General features: G+C 63.8%; 11 protein-coding genes and 2 pseudogenes. 8 read left to right on the top strand and 5 right to left on the bottom strand.

Features of this window, described 5'->3' with window-relative positions; genetic code table 11:
- Positions 1-6539, bottom strand: a 6539-nt coding sequence (locus LOS8367_RS10765) for a peroxidase family protein (RefSeq protein WP_085896508.1), incomplete at its 3' end; no start/stop codon positions are given.
- A 781-nt stretch (positions 6540-7320) separates the two neighbouring features.
- On the opposite strand from LOS8367_RS10765, the gene LOS8367_RS10760 reads away from it, so the two are divergent.
- Positions 7321-7875, top strand: coding sequence for a PepSY domain-containing protein (locus LOS8367_RS10760; protein ID WP_085896507.1), 555 nt, complete (start codon positions 7321-7323; stop codon positions 7873-7875).
- 1051 nt (positions 7876-8926) lie between these two features.
- Here LOS8367_RS10760 and LOS8367_RS10755 read toward each other — a convergent pair.
- Positions 8927-9331: a DUF1428 domain-containing protein gene (locus LOS8367_RS10755; RefSeq protein WP_085896506.1), complete on the bottom strand. Its 405-nt coding sequence runs from the start codon at positions 9329-9331 to the stop codon at positions 8927-8929.
- A 1-nt stretch (position 9332) separates the two neighbouring features.
- Positions 9333-9827 carry a VOC family protein gene (locus LOS8367_RS10750; protein ID WP_085896530.1) on the bottom strand — a complete coding sequence of 165 codons (495 nt, stop codon included), beginning with the start codon at positions 9825-9827 and terminating at the stop codon, positions 9333-9335.
- 343 nt (positions 9828-10170) lie between these two features.
- Here LOS8367_RS10750 and LOS8367_RS10745 point away from each other — a divergent pair, with 343 nt between their 5' ends.
- Positions 10171-10518 (top strand): VOC family protein, encoded by a 348-nt coding sequence (locus LOS8367_RS10745; protein WP_085896505.1) that lies wholly within the window; start codon positions 10171-10173, stop codon positions 10516-10518.
- Positions 10519-10660: 142 nt separating this feature from the next.
- Here LOS8367_RS10745 and LOS8367_RS10740 read toward each other — a convergent pair whose 3' ends face one another.
- Positions 10661-12085, bottom strand: coding sequence for a C69 family dipeptidase (locus tag LOS8367_RS10740; protein ID WP_085896504.1), 1425 nt, complete (start codon positions 12083-12085; stop codon positions 10661-10663).
- 27 nt (positions 12086-12112) lie between these two features.
- Positions 12113-12850 (bottom strand): Crp/Fnr family transcriptional regulator, encoded by a 738-nt coding sequence (locus LOS8367_RS10735; protein ID WP_085896503.1) that lies wholly within the window; start codon positions 12848-12850, stop codon positions 12113-12115.
- A 278-nt stretch (positions 12851-13128) separates the two neighbouring features.
- Between LOS8367_RS10735 and LOS8367_RS10730 the strand changes: the two genes are divergently transcribed.
- The 6 genes and pseudogenes from LOS8367_RS10730 to LOS8367_RS10700 all read left to right on the top strand — a co-directional run bounded on the left by LOS8367_RS10730 (position 13129) and on the right by LOS8367_RS10700 (position 19579).
- Positions 13129-13341 (top strand): hypothetical protein, encoded by a 213-nt coding sequence (locus tag LOS8367_RS10730; protein WP_085896502.1) that lies wholly within the window; start codon positions 13129-13131, stop codon positions 13339-13341.
- A gap of 1073 nt (positions 13342-14414) precedes the next feature.
- On the top strand, positions 14415-15125 hold the full coding sequence (locus LOS8367_RS10720; protein WP_085896500.1) for a hypothetical protein: 711 nt from the start codon (positions 14415-14417) through the stop codon (positions 15123-15125).
- Between the two features lie 393 nt (positions 15126-15518).
- Positions 15519-16879, top strand: a pseudogene (locus LOS8367_RS10715) (ISNCY family transposase).
- Between the two features lie 171 nt (positions 16880-17050).
- A pseudogene (locus LOS8367_RS18680) lies at positions 17051-18122 on the top strand (IS30 family transposase).
- 36 nt (positions 18123-18158) lie between these two features.
- Positions 18159-18338: an ABC transporter permease subunit gene (locus LOS8367_RS18675; protein ID WP_242665566.1), complete on the top strand. Its 180-nt coding sequence runs from the start codon at positions 18159-18161 to the stop codon at positions 18336-18338.
- A gap of 80 nt (positions 18339-18418) precedes the next feature.
- Positions 18419-19579, top strand: a complete 1161-nt coding sequence (locus LOS8367_RS10700) for an acyl-CoA dehydrogenase family protein (protein ID WP_085896499.1) — start codon at positions 18419-18421, stop codon at positions 19577-19579.

Genomic DNA, 19579 nt, shown 5'->3' with positions numbered 1-19579 from the left:
TCGACATCGTCATTGGCGACCTGCACGGTCAGCGTGCCGATGCCAGCCGCGAAGCTGACGGCCTGGGTCTGGTTCGTCGCCGAGCCGGCGTTGTAGGTCACCGTCAGATCGCCGCTGAAGGTGGTGTTGTCCAGGCTCAGCCCGAAGGCGAGATCGGTGGTCCCGGTGTCGCCGGTCTCGCCCAGCGTCGGCGCGTTGGTGATCGACAGAAGGACGTCGACAGGCGGGGGCGCCACGTCGTCCTCGGTGACCATGCCGCCGGCGGTCGCGGTGCCGAGCGTCACCGCCGCACCGGTCCCGGTGGCGCCGGTCAGGGTGACCTCCACCATCTCGTCGCCGTCGTCGACATCGTCATTGGCGACCGGCACGGTCAGCATGCCGATCCCGCCCGTGAAGCTGACGATCTGGGTCTGGGCGGCTGCCGCACCGACGCTGAAGCTCACCGTCAGATTGCCGGTGAAGCCGGTATTGCCCACGCTCAGGCCGAAGGCCAGGTTGGTGGTTCCCGTGTTGCCGGTCTCGACCTGCATCGGCGCGTCGGAGATCGAGAGAACGATGGCAGGCGGCGCTTCGACGACGTCCTGCAGAAGGATCGTGAACTCGCGGCTGTCGATGAGATCGCCGCCCGCTGCCGGATCGAGATCATAGGTGTCGATCACGATCTGGTACTGGTTGTCGACGATCTGGAAGGCGTCCTGGAACTCGTAATCCATGTCTCCGCCGGCGACGACCAGCTGGTAGAGCGGGTTGCCCAGAAAGTCCTGCCCGCTCTGGACCACCTCGAACCGGCCGCCGGCATCGATGCCCGCACGGATCTGATGGAACTGCCCGGCTTCCCCTTCGTGGGTGGGCGGTATCTGGGTGGTCACCATCGTGCCCGGAGCCGCATTCTCCTCGACCGAGAAGGGGGCAGTCGGCGTCGCAGTTGCGGCGGAGTAGACCCGCTCGGTGATGCCATTGTTGTCCTTGAAGACGGCCACCGCGCGGAGGCTGCCCTCGATGTCGGTCTCGCGCACCGTGTACTCGATCTGGTTGTTCGCCACCGTGGTCCAGGTCGGCTTGCCGCCCAGCATGGACTGCCATTCGATCTGGAACCCCTGGGGCAGGCCGTTCGTCCCAAGCGTCAGGCCGTCGGCGTCAGCAAGGTCGAAGGCCGCCGCGCTCAGCACCTGGCCCACGAAGGGCGTCACACCGCCGAGCAGCTGGGTCGGATCTGCAATCTCCACGAGACCCGTCGCCCGCTGGTTGGTGCCATTGGCGGCGTTGCGGATGTCGATCGTCTGATCGGAGAACTGCAGCATCTCGATGTTCTTCAGCAGATCCGTGTCATCGGTGAGCTGGTTGCGCGTCGGCAACGCGACCCCATCGACGATCGCGCCTGTCCTGCCATCGTCGAGATCGGTGACGGCGATGAAACCGTCGCCGTTCAGGTCGTAAGCGGCCTGCGCGACGTCCTCGCCCGGATCATCGAAGTCGCCATCCCCGTTGAAGTCGATGAAGTGGCCGCGGCCTTCGATCCTGTACTCGGCGAAGGTGCCGCGGAACACGGCGGTGTCGATGTTGTTCTGCGGGGTGTCGTCATACTTGATCTCGCGCACGATGCTCATGTCGCCAGGCTTGATGGTTCGGTCGAGCAGGAGCGACTTGAGCGAGCGTCCCCCGAAGGCAAGCTCGCCAGTCTCGACATTGTAGACCCGACCGGCCTTCGCCCCCGCCACCATCGTGTCGGTGGTGAGCGACTCGGCGGTATACTCGGTGCCGCCGACCATGATGCGGATCCGCACGTTCAGCCAGGCATCGCCGTCGATGAGATCATAACCGCCGCGCCCCATGATGATGTCGTTGCCGTTGCCGCCCATCAGGATGTTACCGTCACGGTAGCTCGAGACGTCTGCGCCCGGGACGGCGCCGAAGAGCGTCTCCCGCGCGCCGCCCATCCACTCCTCAAGGCCGTCGATGCGATCGATACCTTCTTGGGTGAGAATGTGGTCGGTGAAGCTCGCTTCCGCCTCGGCGCCCGGTCCGACACCGCCGAGAATTTGTCCGCGGTCGTCGCCCGCAAGCCTGTCATCGAACTTCCAGCCCGACAGGGCCTCCATCTGGTCGAAGCGATCGCGCAGGATCTGCTGCGGGTCGGTGGTGAAGATCGGGATCGCCATGTCGTGGTCGACACCGGCGACATCGAACTTGGCCGTGCTCCAGTCGAATCCGAACATGCCTTCGAAGCGCTGGACGCCGATGCCCGACAGGGCGATGTCGTCCCCCGATTCCAGATCGTAGTCCTGGTCGTTGCCCTGACCCCAGGCAACGTCGTGGCCGATGATCGAGGAGTTGAAGAACAACTCCGAGTTCTCGCCGGCGATGACGTCGAAGCCTTCGCCACCCTCGATCCAGTCGTCGCCCTCACCGCCGTGCAGCAGGTCGGGGCCGGAGCTGCCAAGGATGAAGTCGTTCCCCTCGTCGCCGAAGGCTTCGGCTGCATCCTGGCCGAGGAAGATCGCGTCGCTCCCCTCGTTGCCGAAGGCCAGCGTGAAGCCCCGCGCCGTGGAGATGACGTCGTTGCCGGCGTTGCCGCGCAGGAAATTCTCCCCGAACGGATCCTCGATGATGTCGTCGCCATCGCCGCCATAAACTTCGTCGGCGCCTTGGCCGCTGTTGATGTAGTCGTCGCCGCCATCGCCCCAGATGGTGTCGTCGCCGATGTCGGAAATCAGCCGGTCATTACCCTCGGTGCCGCCGATCACCACGTGTTCGCCGCCGCGGAAGCGCAGCGTCCCGCCGACGTCGTGGCCGCCATCCGCGGTCACGCCGCTGTAGGAGCGGGTCACCTTGGGATCGAGCGATTGCAGGATCGGATCGTCCCACACCGGATCGAAACCGGAGCGATTGGGGGAAGTGTCGTCGGGGTTGTAGTCCTCCTGAGCGATCCCGCGGTCCAACTCGAGGATCATGTCGGGCGTGACGAAGATATGCGAGCTCAGATGCGTCGCGTACTTATCGCCGAGATCGCTGTTGCGCATGATGATGTCGGAGAACGTGTTCTGCTCAAGCTGGTTGAGCATGTTCAGACCCTGCGTGCGGGACAGGTAGTAGAACCGGTCGCCGTTCTGCAGGCGCTCCATCTGGTATTCGAAGATGAAGTTGAAGGTCGAGCCCAGCATGCCGCCGAATTCGTTCAGACGTTCGGCGAGGCCGCCAATCCAGAGGTCGACATTGTCGAGCCCCCCCTTCTCGCTGACATAGTCACCGCGGGCGTTGAGGAAATCGATCCGGTCCTCCGGTGCCCCGGCGCCGCCAAGGACGAGCAAGGTGGCCGCATCGCGCTTCGCCTGCAGCGTCCCGGCATTCTCGATCGTGGCGTGGGTCCCGTAGGCGGCAATGAAATTGATCACCGAGAGCGGGTTCTTGATGTTTTGGACGAAATCGTTCCAGCTCGTGTAGGGCTTCAGGTCCGGCAGGCCGAAATCATCGGAGAGCTGCGCGCGGGTCTCGTTGAGCGACGGCACGCCGGTCTCGCGGCCGCGGGCGATGTTGAGCGCGGCGAGATCGAGCGGCAGGCCGAGGAGGTTCGACTGCAGCGCCGGGACGACGAACTCGTCGATCTCGTTGCCGACGTCGCGCGACATGCCGCGCAACAGCGCGCCCTGAATGGCTGCGACGTCCGTGCCGCCGTCGAGATATTCGACCGGGTTCAGAAAGGCCTCGATCAGGGAGAGCTGATCGCCGCCACCGACGACGCCGAGATCGTTGTCGAGCCGGTCGACCGAGCCGTTCAGCATCGAGTGACCGAACCGGTACACGGTGTGGGCGAACTCGGCGATGATCGAGCCGTCGATATCGGCGGTGTTGGTGAACACGAAAGGATCGATGGCGGGCTGGATGCGTCGCGCGAACTCTTCGAAGACCATGTGCTGGTACTGCATCTCGGTCGAGAAGCGCCCGGCCTGGAACAGGCGCGCCCCGTCCCATTCGAGCGCCGGGTCGTTCACGCTGGTCGGGATCGGATCGTTCGGGCCGAGATCGACCAGCAGCCACTCGTTGATGAAGGCCCGATCGCCGCTGTCGAGGATGGTCTGCTTGTTGGCTTCGACGACGCGGTTGTGCTCCGAGTGGAACACGGTGTGAATCGCGGTCAGGCCGATGTTCTCGTTGCCCCGGCCGTCGCCCGAGATGAAGTGCCTGTCGAGAAGCTCGTTGTCATACTCGGTGATCTGGCCGCGCTGGTTTGTGCCCACCGCGTTGCCGGCCACGTCGTCGCCATCGGCTGCGATCGCGGTAACGGGCACTTCGGGCGTGCCCGGATTGCGGTCATGATCGACCGTTCGGACCTCGCCGTTCGCGTCGAGCAGGTCGGTGGGAACGGCGGTGTGGGCGATGTCGGCCAGGAAGGCGACGCCACTGGCGAAGCTGCCCTCGGTGGTGACACCCTGGGCGGTGCCCTCCTTCAGCCAGGTTTCGGCATGGTCATCATCGGGCGCCATCACCAGCTGGGCATAGCCCTGGTTTCCCATGATCAGGTTACCGTACTGGTCGGTCAGCAGCAGCGGAACGCGGTGCACGTCGGTGTCCTGCAGGCGGATGCCGAGCATCGAGAGCGCCTGCGCCTTGACTTCTCCCCAGTTGGCAAGGGCGCCGTCCTTGTTGCCGAAGCCGGAGCTGGCCCTGCCGTCGAGCAGGTGACCGGTGGAATAGGCCTTCTCGCCGTCGCCGATATTCTTGCGAACATACTCGCGGAGGAAGACCTGATGCGAGGCGTGCGAGGTATAGGTCTGGTTCTGGTCGACCCATGGGGTGGTGGCGTTGACGTGCTGCGCGGTGCCGTCGGCGTCCCAGGTCGGGGTGGCGCGGGTCAGCGTCATGAAGCGCAGGTGCTCAGGCAGATCGTCGGCCGTGCCGAATACCTTGTCGGCGCCCGCAATCAGCGGATCGTCGGCCTTGAGCGGGATATAGACCGTACCATTGCCGCCCTTGTTGACGAGATCGAGACCGTGGTCGAAGAACTGGCCGAAGATCGTCATGGCGGTGTTGAAGGAGGCCGAGAGACCGATGTCGGGCGACTGGTTCTCAATGATCAGCCCGCCGTCCTCGCCGACCTGAATGCCGAACTGGTCGAGCCGGTCCTGCAGAGCCGCCGCGGCTTGCTCAGGCGTGCCCGACGTGTTGGCGGCGTCTTGGGCGGTCGCGAGCTCGACATTGGCGGCCTCGAGCACGGCCGAGGCGTCATCTGCTTCCGACTGGGCGGCGGCGAGGTCCGTGTCCGCGATGCTCTTGAGCGCGCCGAGGTCATCTATGTTCGACTGCGCGAGCCCCGGTGCGCCGGTGAAATCGGCGAGGGCATCCGAAAGCGTCGTCGCGTCGTTCGGATCGAGGGTGTCTGCGGCAATCCCCTCGATCGTGGTGCGGAGGTCGGTTGTTTGGCCAAAGAGAGTCAGAGCGCCATTTGTTGTGCTGTCGCCGAGCGCGGTCACGACATTCCCGGCCGCCGTTTCGGCATTTTCAACGGCCCTCATGGCCGCTTCGAGGGCGAGGCTCGCGGTGGCCATGGTGGCGCTGTAGGCGGCGAAATCGGTGTCGTATTTCTCTTCGGCGGCGGTATGGGCTGATTGCGCGTTGTTGAACTCTGTCGTTGCCGCATTGAATCCGTCGCTGTCGAGGAAGTCGAGCAGCTGTGGTTCGGAAGCGGTCTGATCGGACGCGAGCCAATCGGCGTGCGCCTCATTGTATGCGGCCATATTGGTAAAGGCCGCCTGGTCCGGTGGGCTGAGGTTGAACTCCAGAACCGGGGCTGGTTCGTCGGTGATCATGCGAAGCGCGGCGATCAGGTCCTGCACCGCGGTCTGGGCGGTGGTCATCGTCGCTGGAAGCCCCTCCGCCGCGGACAGGCCCGCGGCGTAGAGCGCCTGCAGCGCAGTGGCCGCGGCGAGGGCGGCGTTGGCTGCAGAGGCGTCGGCACTGGCCTCTGCAACCACTGCCGTGGCAGCAGCCACCTCGGCATTCGCGCCATTGGCGTTCAGCGTAGCCCGGTAAGCGGCACTGATCGCGTTGGTGGCCGCCGTCTGGGCGGGACCCTCGACACCCGCGAGCTTCAGCGCCGCGCGGATCGCGGCGGGGTTCGAGACATCCTGTGTGGCGATGAGGTTCGAGATGGTACGCGGGTCGGCGTCCACCACGGTACCGGTGCCCACATGGCCCTGACCGTCGATGACGCCATAGTCGGTATTGGTAATGGCGGGGGAGGGGCCGGGGCCGTCGAAATCGATAGAGTCGCCGTCGTTGTCGTTCCTGTAGACGGGATCGAGCAGCCGAGGAAACTTGGTCTGGGCTGCGCCGAAATGCGCCTGTCCAGGCAGCAGATTGTTCAGCGTCCCATCGACGGTGCGCAGGCCCGCGGGCAACAGCGCCGCGTCCTCGGCGTCGACGCCGTAGACCTGCCGGATTGCCTCGGTGATATCGGTACCCGACGCATGAGCCTCGGAAATCTTGATCTGCTGCAAAATGAACTGGAGATCATGCTTGTTGACAATGAAATTGGTAACCATGGATCAATCCCCTCGGATTGGTACAGACAGAAAGGCAAGGGGCCACGAAGTGTTTCGCGGCCTGGTTTGCTTCTGTCTAAAAAATCACTTGCCAGTGCGAGCAGCCTTAGACTCGAACTTCGAAAAGTACACTCATCTATAGGTGTTAATACGCATGGCGCAAATGCGGACTAAGTCACTAATAATATTAGCTTTATGTATCTTGCAGATTGTTCCTTGCGGTAACCTTGAGGAAGCCCGAATACACCCCTGAGGTGTCGGATCTGCGTTTGCGCGGCATGTTGATTTGAAGCATTAGATTTTTTTGATTCGATCTCCGCGCGAATCGTTCTTCTCCGGTATCCGGGCGGAGGTATCCGATTTATTCAAGCCGCTTAGATCGTCGCTAAATTTATCGTTGATCACCGCAGATCGATAAGTGTGGTTTTGGCGACCGGGGAACAGTTTCGATTGCTTGATATGTTGTGCTTGGCCGCAATGCGTCTTGGATAAGGCCAATGCAGGAATGCGCCATTTCCTGCCTTGATTCTAAGGACGGATTTGATCGCGGCCGGCCAAAGTGTGAGCCGGAACGGGCTTTTATGATGTGGCCGCCCTCCAATGTGGTTTGTTGCAACCCCACTTTGGCGCACCGATACCGTCGGTGGGCGGTCGCACCATTTGTGCCCTATCTGATCCAGGCCAATCGCGTCATTTGCCCCAGGTGCGCGGTGTCGAGGGCCTCTGCGCGTTGCCATGGGCTGCTATCAAGGTCGGGTGATTTTCATGAAGGGTTGGAAACATGCGCAAGGTATTCATGGCTGCGACAGCTTTCGTCGCTCTCGGAGCGACGCCCGCCCTCGCTTCGCCGAAGGGGGAGATGCTCATGCAGAAGTATCGAGCCGCTGAGTATACCCGAGTCGAGATCAAGGAGGGTCCCACCCAATACAAGGTGGAAGCCGTCAAAAACGGCAGGAAGGTGGAGGTCGTCTACGATAGGAAGCTCAGGATTCTGAAAAAGGAGTATGAGAAGGCGGACGCGGACGACGACCGGCCCCGCTATCGAATTCGCAGCAAGCCCAAGGATTTCGTTCGGGTTCGCGATCATGCCGAAAAGTATGATGATGATCACCAAGGCGACAGGAAGTGGTCCGGAAAGGGTCAAGGTGGCGGCGGCGACAAAGCCGAGAATGACGATGACGACCAAAAGAAGGGCCGTGGCAAGGGCCGCGACAAAGCCGACTATAATAATGACGATGACAAGAAAGGTCGGAGTCGCGACCGGGACGGCGATAAAGCTGACCATAAGCATGACAACAAGGGCAAAGGCAGGAAAGGCAAGCGGTCGTCCGACTGACGCCGCACAAGCCACGGCTGGGTTGCGACTGCGCGGCTCGGCGCCCGGGCGGTCGAGCTTAAATCAATGAGATCGGACTGTGTCCTCCGTTAGCTGGCCCGCGTCGAAGAGATCTGCCGGGGCAACATCGGCGCGGAGAACTACAAGGTGCCGCTGACCAATAACTATCTGGTCAAGGATTGGCTCAGCAGCGAAAGCCTCTCGATACTCCTTGGCGAAAGCAACGTTGGCAAAGCTGTCGGATGCGGCGCTGCACGTCGCGGCAGGCAAACCGCAGTACGGCCACCGCGTGCATCGACGGATGTCCTTCACCCGCGACTCCGCCTTCGGTCTGGCTGTTCCAGGTTTCTGTCTCATCTCCACTCCTCGGTGGCTACGATGAGCCAGAAACCCTCCGTTACAAAATCAACTCATATGTCCCAAAGGCGCTGACAGGGACCTCCAGTTCTATGCGCCGGGTCGGACCTATCAGGCTGCCCTACCGCGATGGATCTCGGTGACTGAAAAAGAGGTTGCGACAGCGCTGAAGGTGCGAGCTGCAGGTTTCCGGACGACCATGCGAGCCCGCTGCGGAGAAGGCGCGACCATCGAGACGGGAAGTCCCGCATGGGATAACATCTACAGGCTCTCGCCCGTCACCAAGGACCCATGGCAATCATGATGAGGGCCACCAGGGCCCCGCCGGCGAGGCGCACTGCCATCTCGCATGGCCTGCCATTCTGGTCCCCGAAGTGGAGCAGAAGCAGGCACAGCAGCGGGATCATCAGCCAGACCCAGCCCTCTGGACCAGCAGGTCGGACAGAACGCGCTCATGCGAAAAGACCTAGCGCGCAGGACGCGCGGTTGGACGACGCGAAAGGATAGGCCCATGCCATCGCTCTCACGGGGCGCTAGAAGCGCCACAGGTGCTCTAGCGTCGATCTCGGCAAGTCCGCAATTCGAAGGCAAACCCCAGATGCGTGCCGGGGGCAGCGCAGCTCGTGGTCCTGGACCGGAGGATATCCAGATCTTGCCTCGAAGCCTTCTGTGATCTGGATTATACTAGATGCTGTCACGCCTCCGTCTTGAAATGCGCTTTCCCCAGGTCGACAACGGGCATGAAGCCTCCAAAGATCAGCCGCATGCCATCGAAGGGCATCGGGTTCTTGTCGGGATCCATGCGCGGATCGCCGGTCTCGGGGTTGTTCATCCACTCGGTCATCTTGGCATGGGCCGCGTCGCGCACGCCCTTGTCCGGCCACTCGATCCAGGACAGGACGATGGTCTCGTCGTCGGTGGCCTGCACCGCCCTGCGAAAATCCGTGACCTTGCCCTCGGGCACGTCGTCGCCCCAGCATTCGGTCACGCGGGACGCGCCCAAATCCATGAAGACGCTGTCGCCCAGCCTGGCGTGGTCGATGAACTTCTGCTTGTTCGCGGTGGGAACGGCCAACACGAAACCGTCGACGTAAGACATGTCAAATCTCCTTTCGGGATTCTCCGACCGCCGCCTCGAGCGCGGCAATGTCGATCTCGCCCATGGTCATCATCGCTTCGAAGGCGCGGCGCGCGACGTCGCGCTCGGCGCTGTTGGTCAGGTCCAGCAGCCGCCGTGGCGTGATCTGCCACGAATGCCCCCAGCGGTCCTTGCACCAGCCGCAGGCGCTCGGCGTTCCGCCATTGCCGATGATCGCGTTCCAGTAGCGGTCGGTTTCGTCCTGGGTCTCGGTCACCACCACGAAGCTGACCGCCTCGTTCGGCACGAAGGTCGGCCCGCCGTTGAGCCCCAGGAAGGCGCGGCCGAGCACGGTGAACTCGACGGTGAGCTCGTCGGCCTCCTTGCCGCCGGGAAAATCCGCGGGGGCCGCATTCACGCGATCCAGATGGCTGTCGGGAAAGGTCCGGGCATAGAACTCGGCAGCGTTGCGCGCCTCGCCCCAATCGAACCACAGGCATGTGACGAGCTTCGTCATTTTGACCTCGATTCCGACCGTCCAGCTCGAGGAGGTGTCGCCCGATCGCACCGAAGCCGGAAATCACGCCATTTGAGTATGACAGGATTCCATCCAACTGGAACGGGAAAAAGACGGGGACCGATACAGCTTGCTGTGTGGGGTTCAGACGCTTGTTTGGGCGTACGGCGGTGATCTTTTCTGGTCCCTCGGTCGAGAACGCGAATGCCTGTGCGCTGCCACCTGAGATCTGTCCGCGTGATCTTGGCAAGACGTCGGCGCATGATGACCGGCAAGCGGCGCTGGAGCAGCGTCCGAATACCGCAGACCCGGAAACAAGGCTTTCGGACAAGGGAGCACGAGCATGAACGTGACTGCCATCTATCTCAGCATCAACGCGGCGGATTTCGATGCCCAATCCGATTGGTGGACACGGCTAGTCGGACGTCACTGGGACCGCGAGCCGATGCCGTCATGCCGCGAGTGGGACCTTCGCGACGGCGTTCTGCTTCAAGTCCTTGATAGCCCGGAAGGGGCGGGGAGCACGACAGTCACCTTGCACGTAGCCGACCTCGAGACCGAAAGCGCGCGGCTGGCGAAACTGCGGATCGAGGTGCCGCAGCCGGTCAGGATCGAAGGGTTCGAAACCCTGCGCTACGCCGAGATCTTCGATCCCGAGGGCAATCAGGTGGGTCTTCTCGACGGGCATTAGTCCGGCCGCTGAGCCTTGCCGCCTTGTGCTGTCCGGTTCTACCGTCAGGGAGCGCGCGTGCCCCCGACATGCGGCTTCCGAAATGGTTGGGAAGCTCTTTCGGAACGTGGCATCCTGATCGGGCGATGTGGGCCACGCCTGCTTACCAGATCTGGTCGGGCAGGCGGGGCATGGTGCTCATGTTGAGGCCGGCCCCGGCGCGCAGCCGTGCCTCGTAGCCGGCGGCCAGCGCTTCCGCCTCCGCCAGTACACGCAGCAGCCGAGTCTCCACATGTTCGGTCAGCAGGCGCCGCGCCAGTTCGGGCGCCCCGGCGTCGGCGAGTATTGCGGCGCTGCGCTGCACATCCGCCAGTTCCGCCGCCAGGCCGCGCTCCACGGCCCGCCAATGCGTCGAAACCTCCGCAACCCACGCATCGCCGCCTTGGAAGGCCAGATGCATCAGCCGCTTGAACACCGCGACCGCTGAGCGGGTAGAGGCGGCGCCCTGTGGGATGTCGGAGATGGCCTCGGCCCCCGTCACCTCGTGCACGCGATCAATGAAGCGCGCGCTCTCACCACGTCCGAGATAGCGATGACGACCGTATTCGGGAGGCATGCGCTCGATGCCCAGGTAAACTGGCACCAGGGGCGCGGTGACGGGCCCGACCGGGGCGTGCCACATCATGCGCAGCATCTCGGGCGTCTCGGCGGTGAGGGGCACGATCTGCCCATACCCGGCGCTGTCGCCGGTCAGCCGCGGGGTCGACACGGCCCAGATCATGTCCTCGAGCCCCAGCCCGCCGGAGCGGGCCGCGCGCCTGGCGATCTCGTCCTCGATCCACGCCACGCCGGGACGCCGTCCTCGTCCATCGCCGAAAACCCGGTTCACGTCGAAGGCGTCGCCTACCATGTGCCACCCGAGCCTCTGCGCGGTCTCGAGGAAGTGTTCAGGGAACAGCACGTCTTCGCCCGCTTCCTGCAGGATCAGGCCGATCCAGCCCGGCCGCAGGGCGCGAATGCTCTGGGGCCCAAGCCGTTCGGCCACCCAGAGCCCCAGACCCCCGGCGAACTCGATCACCACCCAGCCTTCGCGGGCATCGGCGATCAGGTGCGAGTTGCCGCCATAGCTGCTGTGACCATGCGTGGCTATCAGCGCGCCGATGATCTCGACGCCCTCCCGCGCGGTCCGGGCGCGCTCCAGCACGATCTTCGAGAGATCCGAGTAGTTCGGCCCCCTCTGATCGGGTGGGGTCATCGCCACGAGCTCGGGCCGGGAGGGAGACCAGACATCGCGCACCGCGACGCCGTGCTGGTTCACGCCGCCATTGATGAGCGGTGGCGGCGCACCGAGATAGTGGCTGTAGTTCACGCCCATGTAGCGCGCCGTCCGGGGCACTTGCGGGAACGTGCTCAACTGGTCAGGCAGGGCGGCCTCGGCCGTGACGCCGACTGTGATCGTGCTGTCCGTGGCGTGGCTGCGGCAGGGCACCACCTCCAGCCAGTGGCCAGAGGGCTCATCGCCGTAACCCGCAAGCCAGCCATGGCCTGAGGCGCACAGGTCGGACCCGATATAGAGGGCGTAACTCATGACAAACGATCGCGGCTTGCTGCGAGGCTATACTTCGGCACGGAGCGGCTGTTCGGTGCAGCCCTTGGCTCCGAGGAGCCGGTCATACTCGAGTTCCGGGGCACCATAGAACCCGTCGGTCGACATCTCCATGGCTTCTCTGTCCCGAATTTCAACAAGACCGCGGGTCGAGCGAATGTAACCCCGGCCTTCGATTTCATGGAGGGCCACCGTCACGCCGGCCCGGCGAACTCCGAGCATCAGGGCCATGTACTCATGCGTCAGCTCGAACGCGTCACCCTGCACCCGGTCGTGACACATCAGCAGCCAGCGTGCCAGGCGCGTCTCCAGCTTCGCATGATTGCAAGCCAGGATAGTGGCATACATCTGCGCCATATGGGCCTGCAGATAGCGCAGCATTCGGCGTCGGAAGTCGGGGATTTCCATGGCAGCCCGAAACGCGCCGGCCTCCATGCGCCATCCCTGGCCGCCGACCTGCACGACGACATCGTGCATGCTACGGTCGTCTCCGAGGATCAGCGAGGTGCCGGTCATCCCCTCGTGGCCCGCCATGCCCGCCTCGGAACCGGGAAGCTTATGACCGCTGGCCACCACGGAGGCGATGCCTGCCGTCGGAAAGTAGGTATGCGTGACGTTTTGACCGTGGCACTCGAGCCGCGACCTGAGCGGCAGTTCCACGGCGTCGAGGCAGGGTCTGAGTTCCGTGAGGACCGCCTTGGGAAGCCCATCGAGAAGCCGGTTTCCAGTTGATGTGTCCAAAGTCATTCGCCTCCAATTCGCAGAGGGAAAATCTCCTCTCGTATGGCGGCAGCTCAGCGAGCGAACAACCAATGGAAGCAGGCTAGCAGCAAAACCGGGGGCGACAAAGTTGTCCCTCCAGAAGGGGACGGGCCTAGACGACAGGCATGCGACGGGATCGGCGTGACCCCGGGCCTCGCCGTGAGCGCGGCGGTCGGGCTGTGGCTGATGTTCACGCGGCTGACACTCTGCACCGAGGGGGGCTTGCCGATACCGAACACCTCATTGGCGCGCTTGCCCTGACCGTGGCGGTGACCGCGATGGCCGAAAGCGCGCGGCCGGTTCGGTTTCTCAACATCTGCCTCGGCGCGGCGCTGGTGATCGCGGCGCTGGTCGTGGACGGCAACTGGCTGCAGAAGGGCGCCGACATCCTGGCCGGGTTGGTGCTGATCGCCGCAAGCGTCACGCTCGGTCCGATCCGGCATTCCTATGGCAGCTGGTCGCGCCTGCTCGTCTAGGCGACGGGGGAAGAGATGCGCATGCGCAGCTCGTGCTGGATCCTGCTCTTCCATAGGAACACGCGTGCGACTGACAACACTTTCCCGAAGCAACGGCGGTCCCGCGAAAGGCCGATGAAGATGTTGGCGACACCCAGCATGCGAAGAGTGGTCTGGCAAACGTGGAGAGCTTTGGTCTTTCCTGGCCAACGAACGGGCAGCAGATATCGACCTTCAAGGCGCCCGACAGCATTCGAATATTTCGAAAAACTTTAACCCAAAAGTTTCTCGAGGGCCGTTTTTCGGCCTTCACCTATATTGTCGGGGTGGAAATTCGCGTTGTTCACTTTTCAGGCAAACGCTTTTGTCTGTTCAATCGTGGGAAACACCTGCCCGGATGACCTACATTCGGGGCCCCGATCCATCGGCGACACCTCTCTGAAGGCCGATTTTAGACCATTACCCCTGTTGTTGTTCGGTCAAAACACCCGTTATCCATATCTTTATACGCGAAAAGCGTGCGCAAACTGGACATGCAAACACGTTGGAGGCTGTGGCTGCAGCCAGGCCAGCGTTTTCCAAGCGACGAAGCGGTCGTTAGTTCGGCCGTAGGCGGGCGTCCAGCCCTTCGGCCCTGGCCGTGATGCGCGAGCGTGTCACATACCCTGCAGGGCGGCATCGCTCTCCTGGCGGGCCGCCAGAACGGCCAACCCACCGACGCACGTAGCTTGGCGGAACTACGCCCTGTCGCTAAGGAGAGCCGCTTGAAGCCAAGCCCCGAGATCAGGAGCGGCGTGCCGGAATGCCGACAGTCTGCGCGGATCCGGCCCGGCGAAGGTTGCATTCTGCCCGCGTGTTCGCGGGGGGTTTTCCACATAAATCGAGATCGGGCCCAGTGAACCCCCATTGCCGGATCGAAGTGCCGCGTGGGATTATCAGGTTCAGATCAGCTGCGGCTGGACAGCGAGCCGGGTGGCGGCGACGCCAATCACGACCACCCGACTCTCAGCTCTGTTCGCATGGTCTCATACCGAAACACCGCGGACAAGATTCCGCGAACGAATGACTGTGTGAATGAACGAAGGAAACTGTGAATGACCGATATGGATGAACCTCGCGACAGCTGCCGCACCGACCTCCTGTCCAGCACCGCCATGCCGGGGCAGGATGCGGTGCCGCCCGACGCCGCGGTTGCATGGGAGGACACCGACCTTGCCATGGAGCGACTGGACGTCGCGCAGATGAGCCGCCTCGAGCAGGCCAACATCGATCTCGTGCTCGAGAGCCTGCGGATCGACCCGGCCCGTCTCGACCTCCGGCCCCTCATCCGGTTCTGGAGCCACGTGTGCATCTCGCATGGCGAACTGATCTCGGAGGTCGTCGGACACGGCATCTCCGACCGGACCATCGTCAGGGCGCTGCAGGAGGCGCAGGATGAGGCGGAGCTGTCGCCGGCCATGGACGAGATCGCGGCGGCCTGCCCGGATCTCGCGGCGCGGCTGCGCGCGGCCCTCGTCGACCCCCGCATGACCCGGATGTGGAGCCCGAGCGACCTCGAATGGCGGGCCTGTGGGTTTCGGATGGGTGATCTGGCCTCGGCGGTGGAGATGTGGGACGGAGAGGACCTCCACGCCCTGTCTGGCGTGCTGCAGGAGATGGTCGAGCTCTGCTGCGTGACGGGGGACACGGTGGCCGACCACATCGACCTCGACGACCTGCCGCCGGCTGCGTTGTTGGCCGCCGGCATCGACGCGTCTGTCCCCGGCGAGGTCAGCGGGAACGGGGTTGAGCGGCAGGCGGTCTGAACGCATCAGGGACTACGCGTAGAAGGCTTCCGATGCATGGCAGCGAACATGCCCGGCATCGGAATCTCCGGCGCTCCATGCCCGGCAGCCCAAAACCACCGCATCCGGTCGCCTCTGGCACCAGCGATATACGTGATACAGAGACGGTCCATGCATTGCCCGGGGTGACCCAGCGACCGTCCCGGGCATCGGTTCTACACCGCTCATATGGATCGTGGCCAATCATGGCTCGGTCGCCTAGGTACTCGAAGAGGTTCATTGATGAGCAGACATTCATAACATAATGATACTTACGCGCAGGTGTTGCATGTAGCAGCAAAGCTAAAGTGTCACCCACGAGCAATGCAGAAGTGTCACTCTCGCCTGCACCGAGCACAGGCAGAGAGATTGAGCATGGGATGGGTTCTGATGAGCGAGCGCGAGTTGCAGCGCGTCGAAGTTCTGGCGCAGATCGATGACGGTCGGATCGATGTCCAGAACGGCGCGCATTTGCTGGGCTGACCCGGCGCCAGATCTTCCGGCTGCTGAAGCGGTATCGTGCGGATGGTGCGGCGGCGATCCGGCACCGGGCGCGCGGGCGCGCTCCAAACAACCGGATCCACACCGCCAAGCGCGACTATGCTCTGTCGTTGATCCGCGAGAGCTATGCGGATTTCGGGCCGACGCTGGCGGCGGAACGGTTGCGGGACGACCACGGTCTGACGGTCTCGCGCGAGACCCTTCGCAAGTGGATGGTCGCGGACGGCTTGTGGCTGTCGCGCAAGCAGCGCCGGGCCTTTCACCAGCCGCGCCTGCGCCGCGAATGTTTCGGCGAGCTGATCCAGATCGATGGCTCGGAGCATCGCTGGTTCGAGGATCGTGGCGATCCCTGCACGCTGCTGGTCTTCATCGACGATGCCACCAGCACGCTGATGGAGCTGCGCTTCGTCACCTCCGAAAGCACGTTCAGCTATTTCGAGGCACTGGAGCGCTACCTAGTGCAACACGGCCGGCCGGTCGCCTTCTACAGCGACAAGCACTCGGTGTTTCGGGTGCCGAAGCCCAGCGACCACATAACCGGCATGACCCAGTTCGGGCGGGCCCTGGCAGAGCTGCAGATCGAGATCCTGTGCGCCCATTCGAGCCAGGCCAAGGGCCGTGTCGAGCGCGCCAACCGCACGCTGCAGGACCGGCTGGTGAAGGAGCTGCGTCTGGCCGGCATCTCGGACATCGCGGCGGCGAACGCCTTCCTGCCGGACTTCGTGGCGCGCTACAACGCGAAGTTTGCCAAGCCCGCCGCCAGGCCGGACAACCTGCACCGACCGCTGAATGTCGCGCCGGATCGACTGGTCGAGATCTTCTGCCAGCGCGACAAGCGCTATGTCAGCAAGGATCTGACGCTGAAATACGACCACAAGCGCATCCGGCTGGAGGTGAACGAGCTGACCCGCGAACTAGTGGGCAAATACGCCGATACCTACGAATTTCCCGATGGCTGCATCCAGGTCCGGCACAAGGGCATCGTCCTGCCCTGCACCATCTTCGACCCGCATCAGCAGCGTGTCACCCATGCCGCGATCACCGAGAACAAGCACCTCGGCGCGGTGCTGGCCCACATCAAGCGACAGCAGGACCAAGCTGCAACCGCACCCGAGGTGCGCCCCGAAAGCGCCCGCACCGGATATCGCAAGACCGGTCGCCGCAACGATGGCTGGAACTCGAAGCTGGCCCGCCGCGCCCAGGCCCGCGCAGCCGGTCAGGTCTCCGAGAACTGAGGTCTCCGCCCTGCCCGGCTGCGCGCCTTGCGGGGCCAGCAGCGACACTTCTGCTTTGCAGAGCCGGTGACAATTCTGCTTGGTTGCAACAGTTGCATGTCGGGGCGCGCGCTACTTCCAACTGCGACTCTTATTTGAAAACAATGCCCTATCAAGCAGGAGTTTTCCAGTATGGGACGTGTCTACGCGCAGTTGGCGCTTGAGGAGCGCCGCAAGATCGAACGCTGGCGCCATGCCAGGGTGTCCGTGACCGAGATGGCGCGGATATTGCAGCGTCACCGCTCGACCATTTTCCGCGAGCTCAGGCGCAATCATTTCCAGGACTCCTGCATGCCCAAGGTCGTGGGCTACTTCGCGATGGCCGCGCAGTTGAGAACCAGCGATCGTCGGGCGCGGCAGCGCAAGCTGATCCGCCATCCGCAGCTGCGTGACCAAGTCGTCGATCGGATCAAGGACGGCTGGACCCCGGAGCAGATCGCCGGCCGGATGCGCATCGAGCGCGCGCCGCTGCGGGTCTGCCAGGAAACCATCTATCGCTACATCTACGCCAAAGAAGGTATGCACGAAGAGCTGTGGTGGTATCTGCCGACCCATCGCAAGGCCCGGCGCCCGAAAGCGTCGCGCGCCGAAATTCCATCGCGATGTCAGCATCCTGTTTCGGCCCGGGGCCGTCGCGCAGCGCTCCCAGTTCGGTCACTGGGGTGAGGTGTGACCGGGGCTGCCGTGGAGCCCCGCAAGCGCACCGAACGATTTGATACTGTTCCGGCAGCGGTTTGGGTCCGCCAACCTGACCTCGCTCGTCGAACGCGTCAGCCGGTTCACCGTACTCTTAAAGAGCGCCGACAAACGGACACGGCCCGTCATGGACAAGGTCACCGCCGCGATCCGTGCGCTGCCCCAGCCCGCGCACAGATCGATCACCTTCGACCGTGGCACCGAGTTCGTCTCATGGCCGCACCTGCAAGCCGAGATCGGCACGAGAAGCTGGTTTTGCGATCCCTCCGCGCCTTGGCAGAAAGGCACGGTCGAAAACACCAATGGCCGCGCCCGCCGCTGGTTGTTCCGGGAGCGCTACATCGGCAAACTCTCAGACCACGACTTCCGCGACCGGCTGAACGCCACGGCCCGCAAATGTCTCGGAGGGAAGTCGCCGCCGAGGTGTTCCAAGCCTAGATTCCGTAAAAGAGGCCGCGAGCGCCCTGCCTTCAGACCACCGCGGTGCCGGCGGGCAAGTATCGCCTAGATTCTGTGCTTTCTGTTGAGTTGAAACGAGATCGGCGTGACACTCCTCGTTACCTCGGTCGAGACGATCACCTTGCCCTGCCGCATGTGGATGGGCCTGCGCGACAATGTCGACCCGTCGATCGCCGCGCTCTCGGAGCCGCTAATCCTCGTGGTCACGGCCCTTGTCGGCCTGCGCGCCGTGCGCCTGATGCGCAAGGGGGCCTGGGCCCGCTGAGCGCCCCGCCCCCCTGCCGCGCGGCCCCGTGCCGCGCGGCTCCCGAAGCCCGAACTTTCACTTATGCTACAGGGTGCGACATGAATTTTGGTCTGAGCGACGAACAGGAGATGATCGTCTCCACCGTCCGAAGCTTCGTCGAAAACGAGATCTATCCGCACGAGGCCGAGGTCGAGCGAGCGGGCGAGGTGCCCGCCGAGATCGCGCAGGAGATCAAGCGCAAGGTCATCGATCTGGGCTTCTACGCCTCCAACTTTCCCGACAGCGTCGGCGGGCCGGGCCTGTCGCATCTCGAATTCGCCCTTGTCGAGCGCGAGCTGGGCCGCGGCTCGATGGCGCTGACGCATTTCTTCGGCCGGCCACAGAACATCCTGATGGCCTGCGAGGGCGATCAGGTCGACCGCTACCTGATGCCCGCGGTGCGCGGCGAGCGGATGGACGCGCTGGCGATGACCGAACCCGATGCCGGCTCGGACGTGCGCGGCATGAAATGCACCGCCACGCACGATGGCGGCGACTGGGTGATCAACGGCTCCAAGCACTTCATCTCGGGCGCCGACCACGCGGATTTCTTCATCGTCTTCGTCGCCACCGGTGTCGACGAGACCCCGCGCGGCCCGAAGAAGCGCATCACCTGCTTCCTCGTCGACCGCGACACGCCGGGCTTCGAGGTGGCGCGCGGCTACAACTCGGTCTCGCATCGCGGCTACAAGAATTGCATCCTGTACTTCGACAACTGCCGGCTGCCCGACGCGCAGGTGCTGGGCGAGGTCGATGGTGGTTTCGCGGTGATGAACGAATGGCTCTATGCCACGCGGATCACCGTGGCGACGATGTCGGTGGGCCGCGCCCGGCGGGTCTTCGACCACGCGCTGCACTACGCGGCCGAGCGCCAGCAGTTCGGCCAGCCGATCGGCAAGTTCCAGGGCGTCAGCTTCCAGATTGCCGACATGATCACCGAGATCGACGCCGCCGACCTGCTCACGCTCTCCTCGGCCTGGCGGCTCGACCAGGGCCTGCCGGCGAACCGCGAGATCGCCTCGGCGAAGCTCTACGCCTCGGAGATGCTGGCGCGGGTGACCGACGCGGCGCTGCAGATCCATGGCGGCATGGGGCTGATGGACGAGTTGCCGATCGAGCGCTTCTGGCGCGACGCGCGGGTCGAGCGGATCTGGGACGGCACCTCCGAGATCCAGCGTCACATCATCAGCCGGGAGCTCTTCCGGCCGCTGGGGGCGTGA

It is taken from the genome of Limimaricola soesokkakensis, assembly GCF_900172345.1.
Classification (GTDB): domain Bacteria; phylum Pseudomonadota; class Alphaproteobacteria; order Rhodobacterales; family Rhodobacteraceae; genus Limimaricola; species Limimaricola soesokkakensis.
This window is presented reverse-complemented; position numbering and strand designations above follow the sequence as displayed.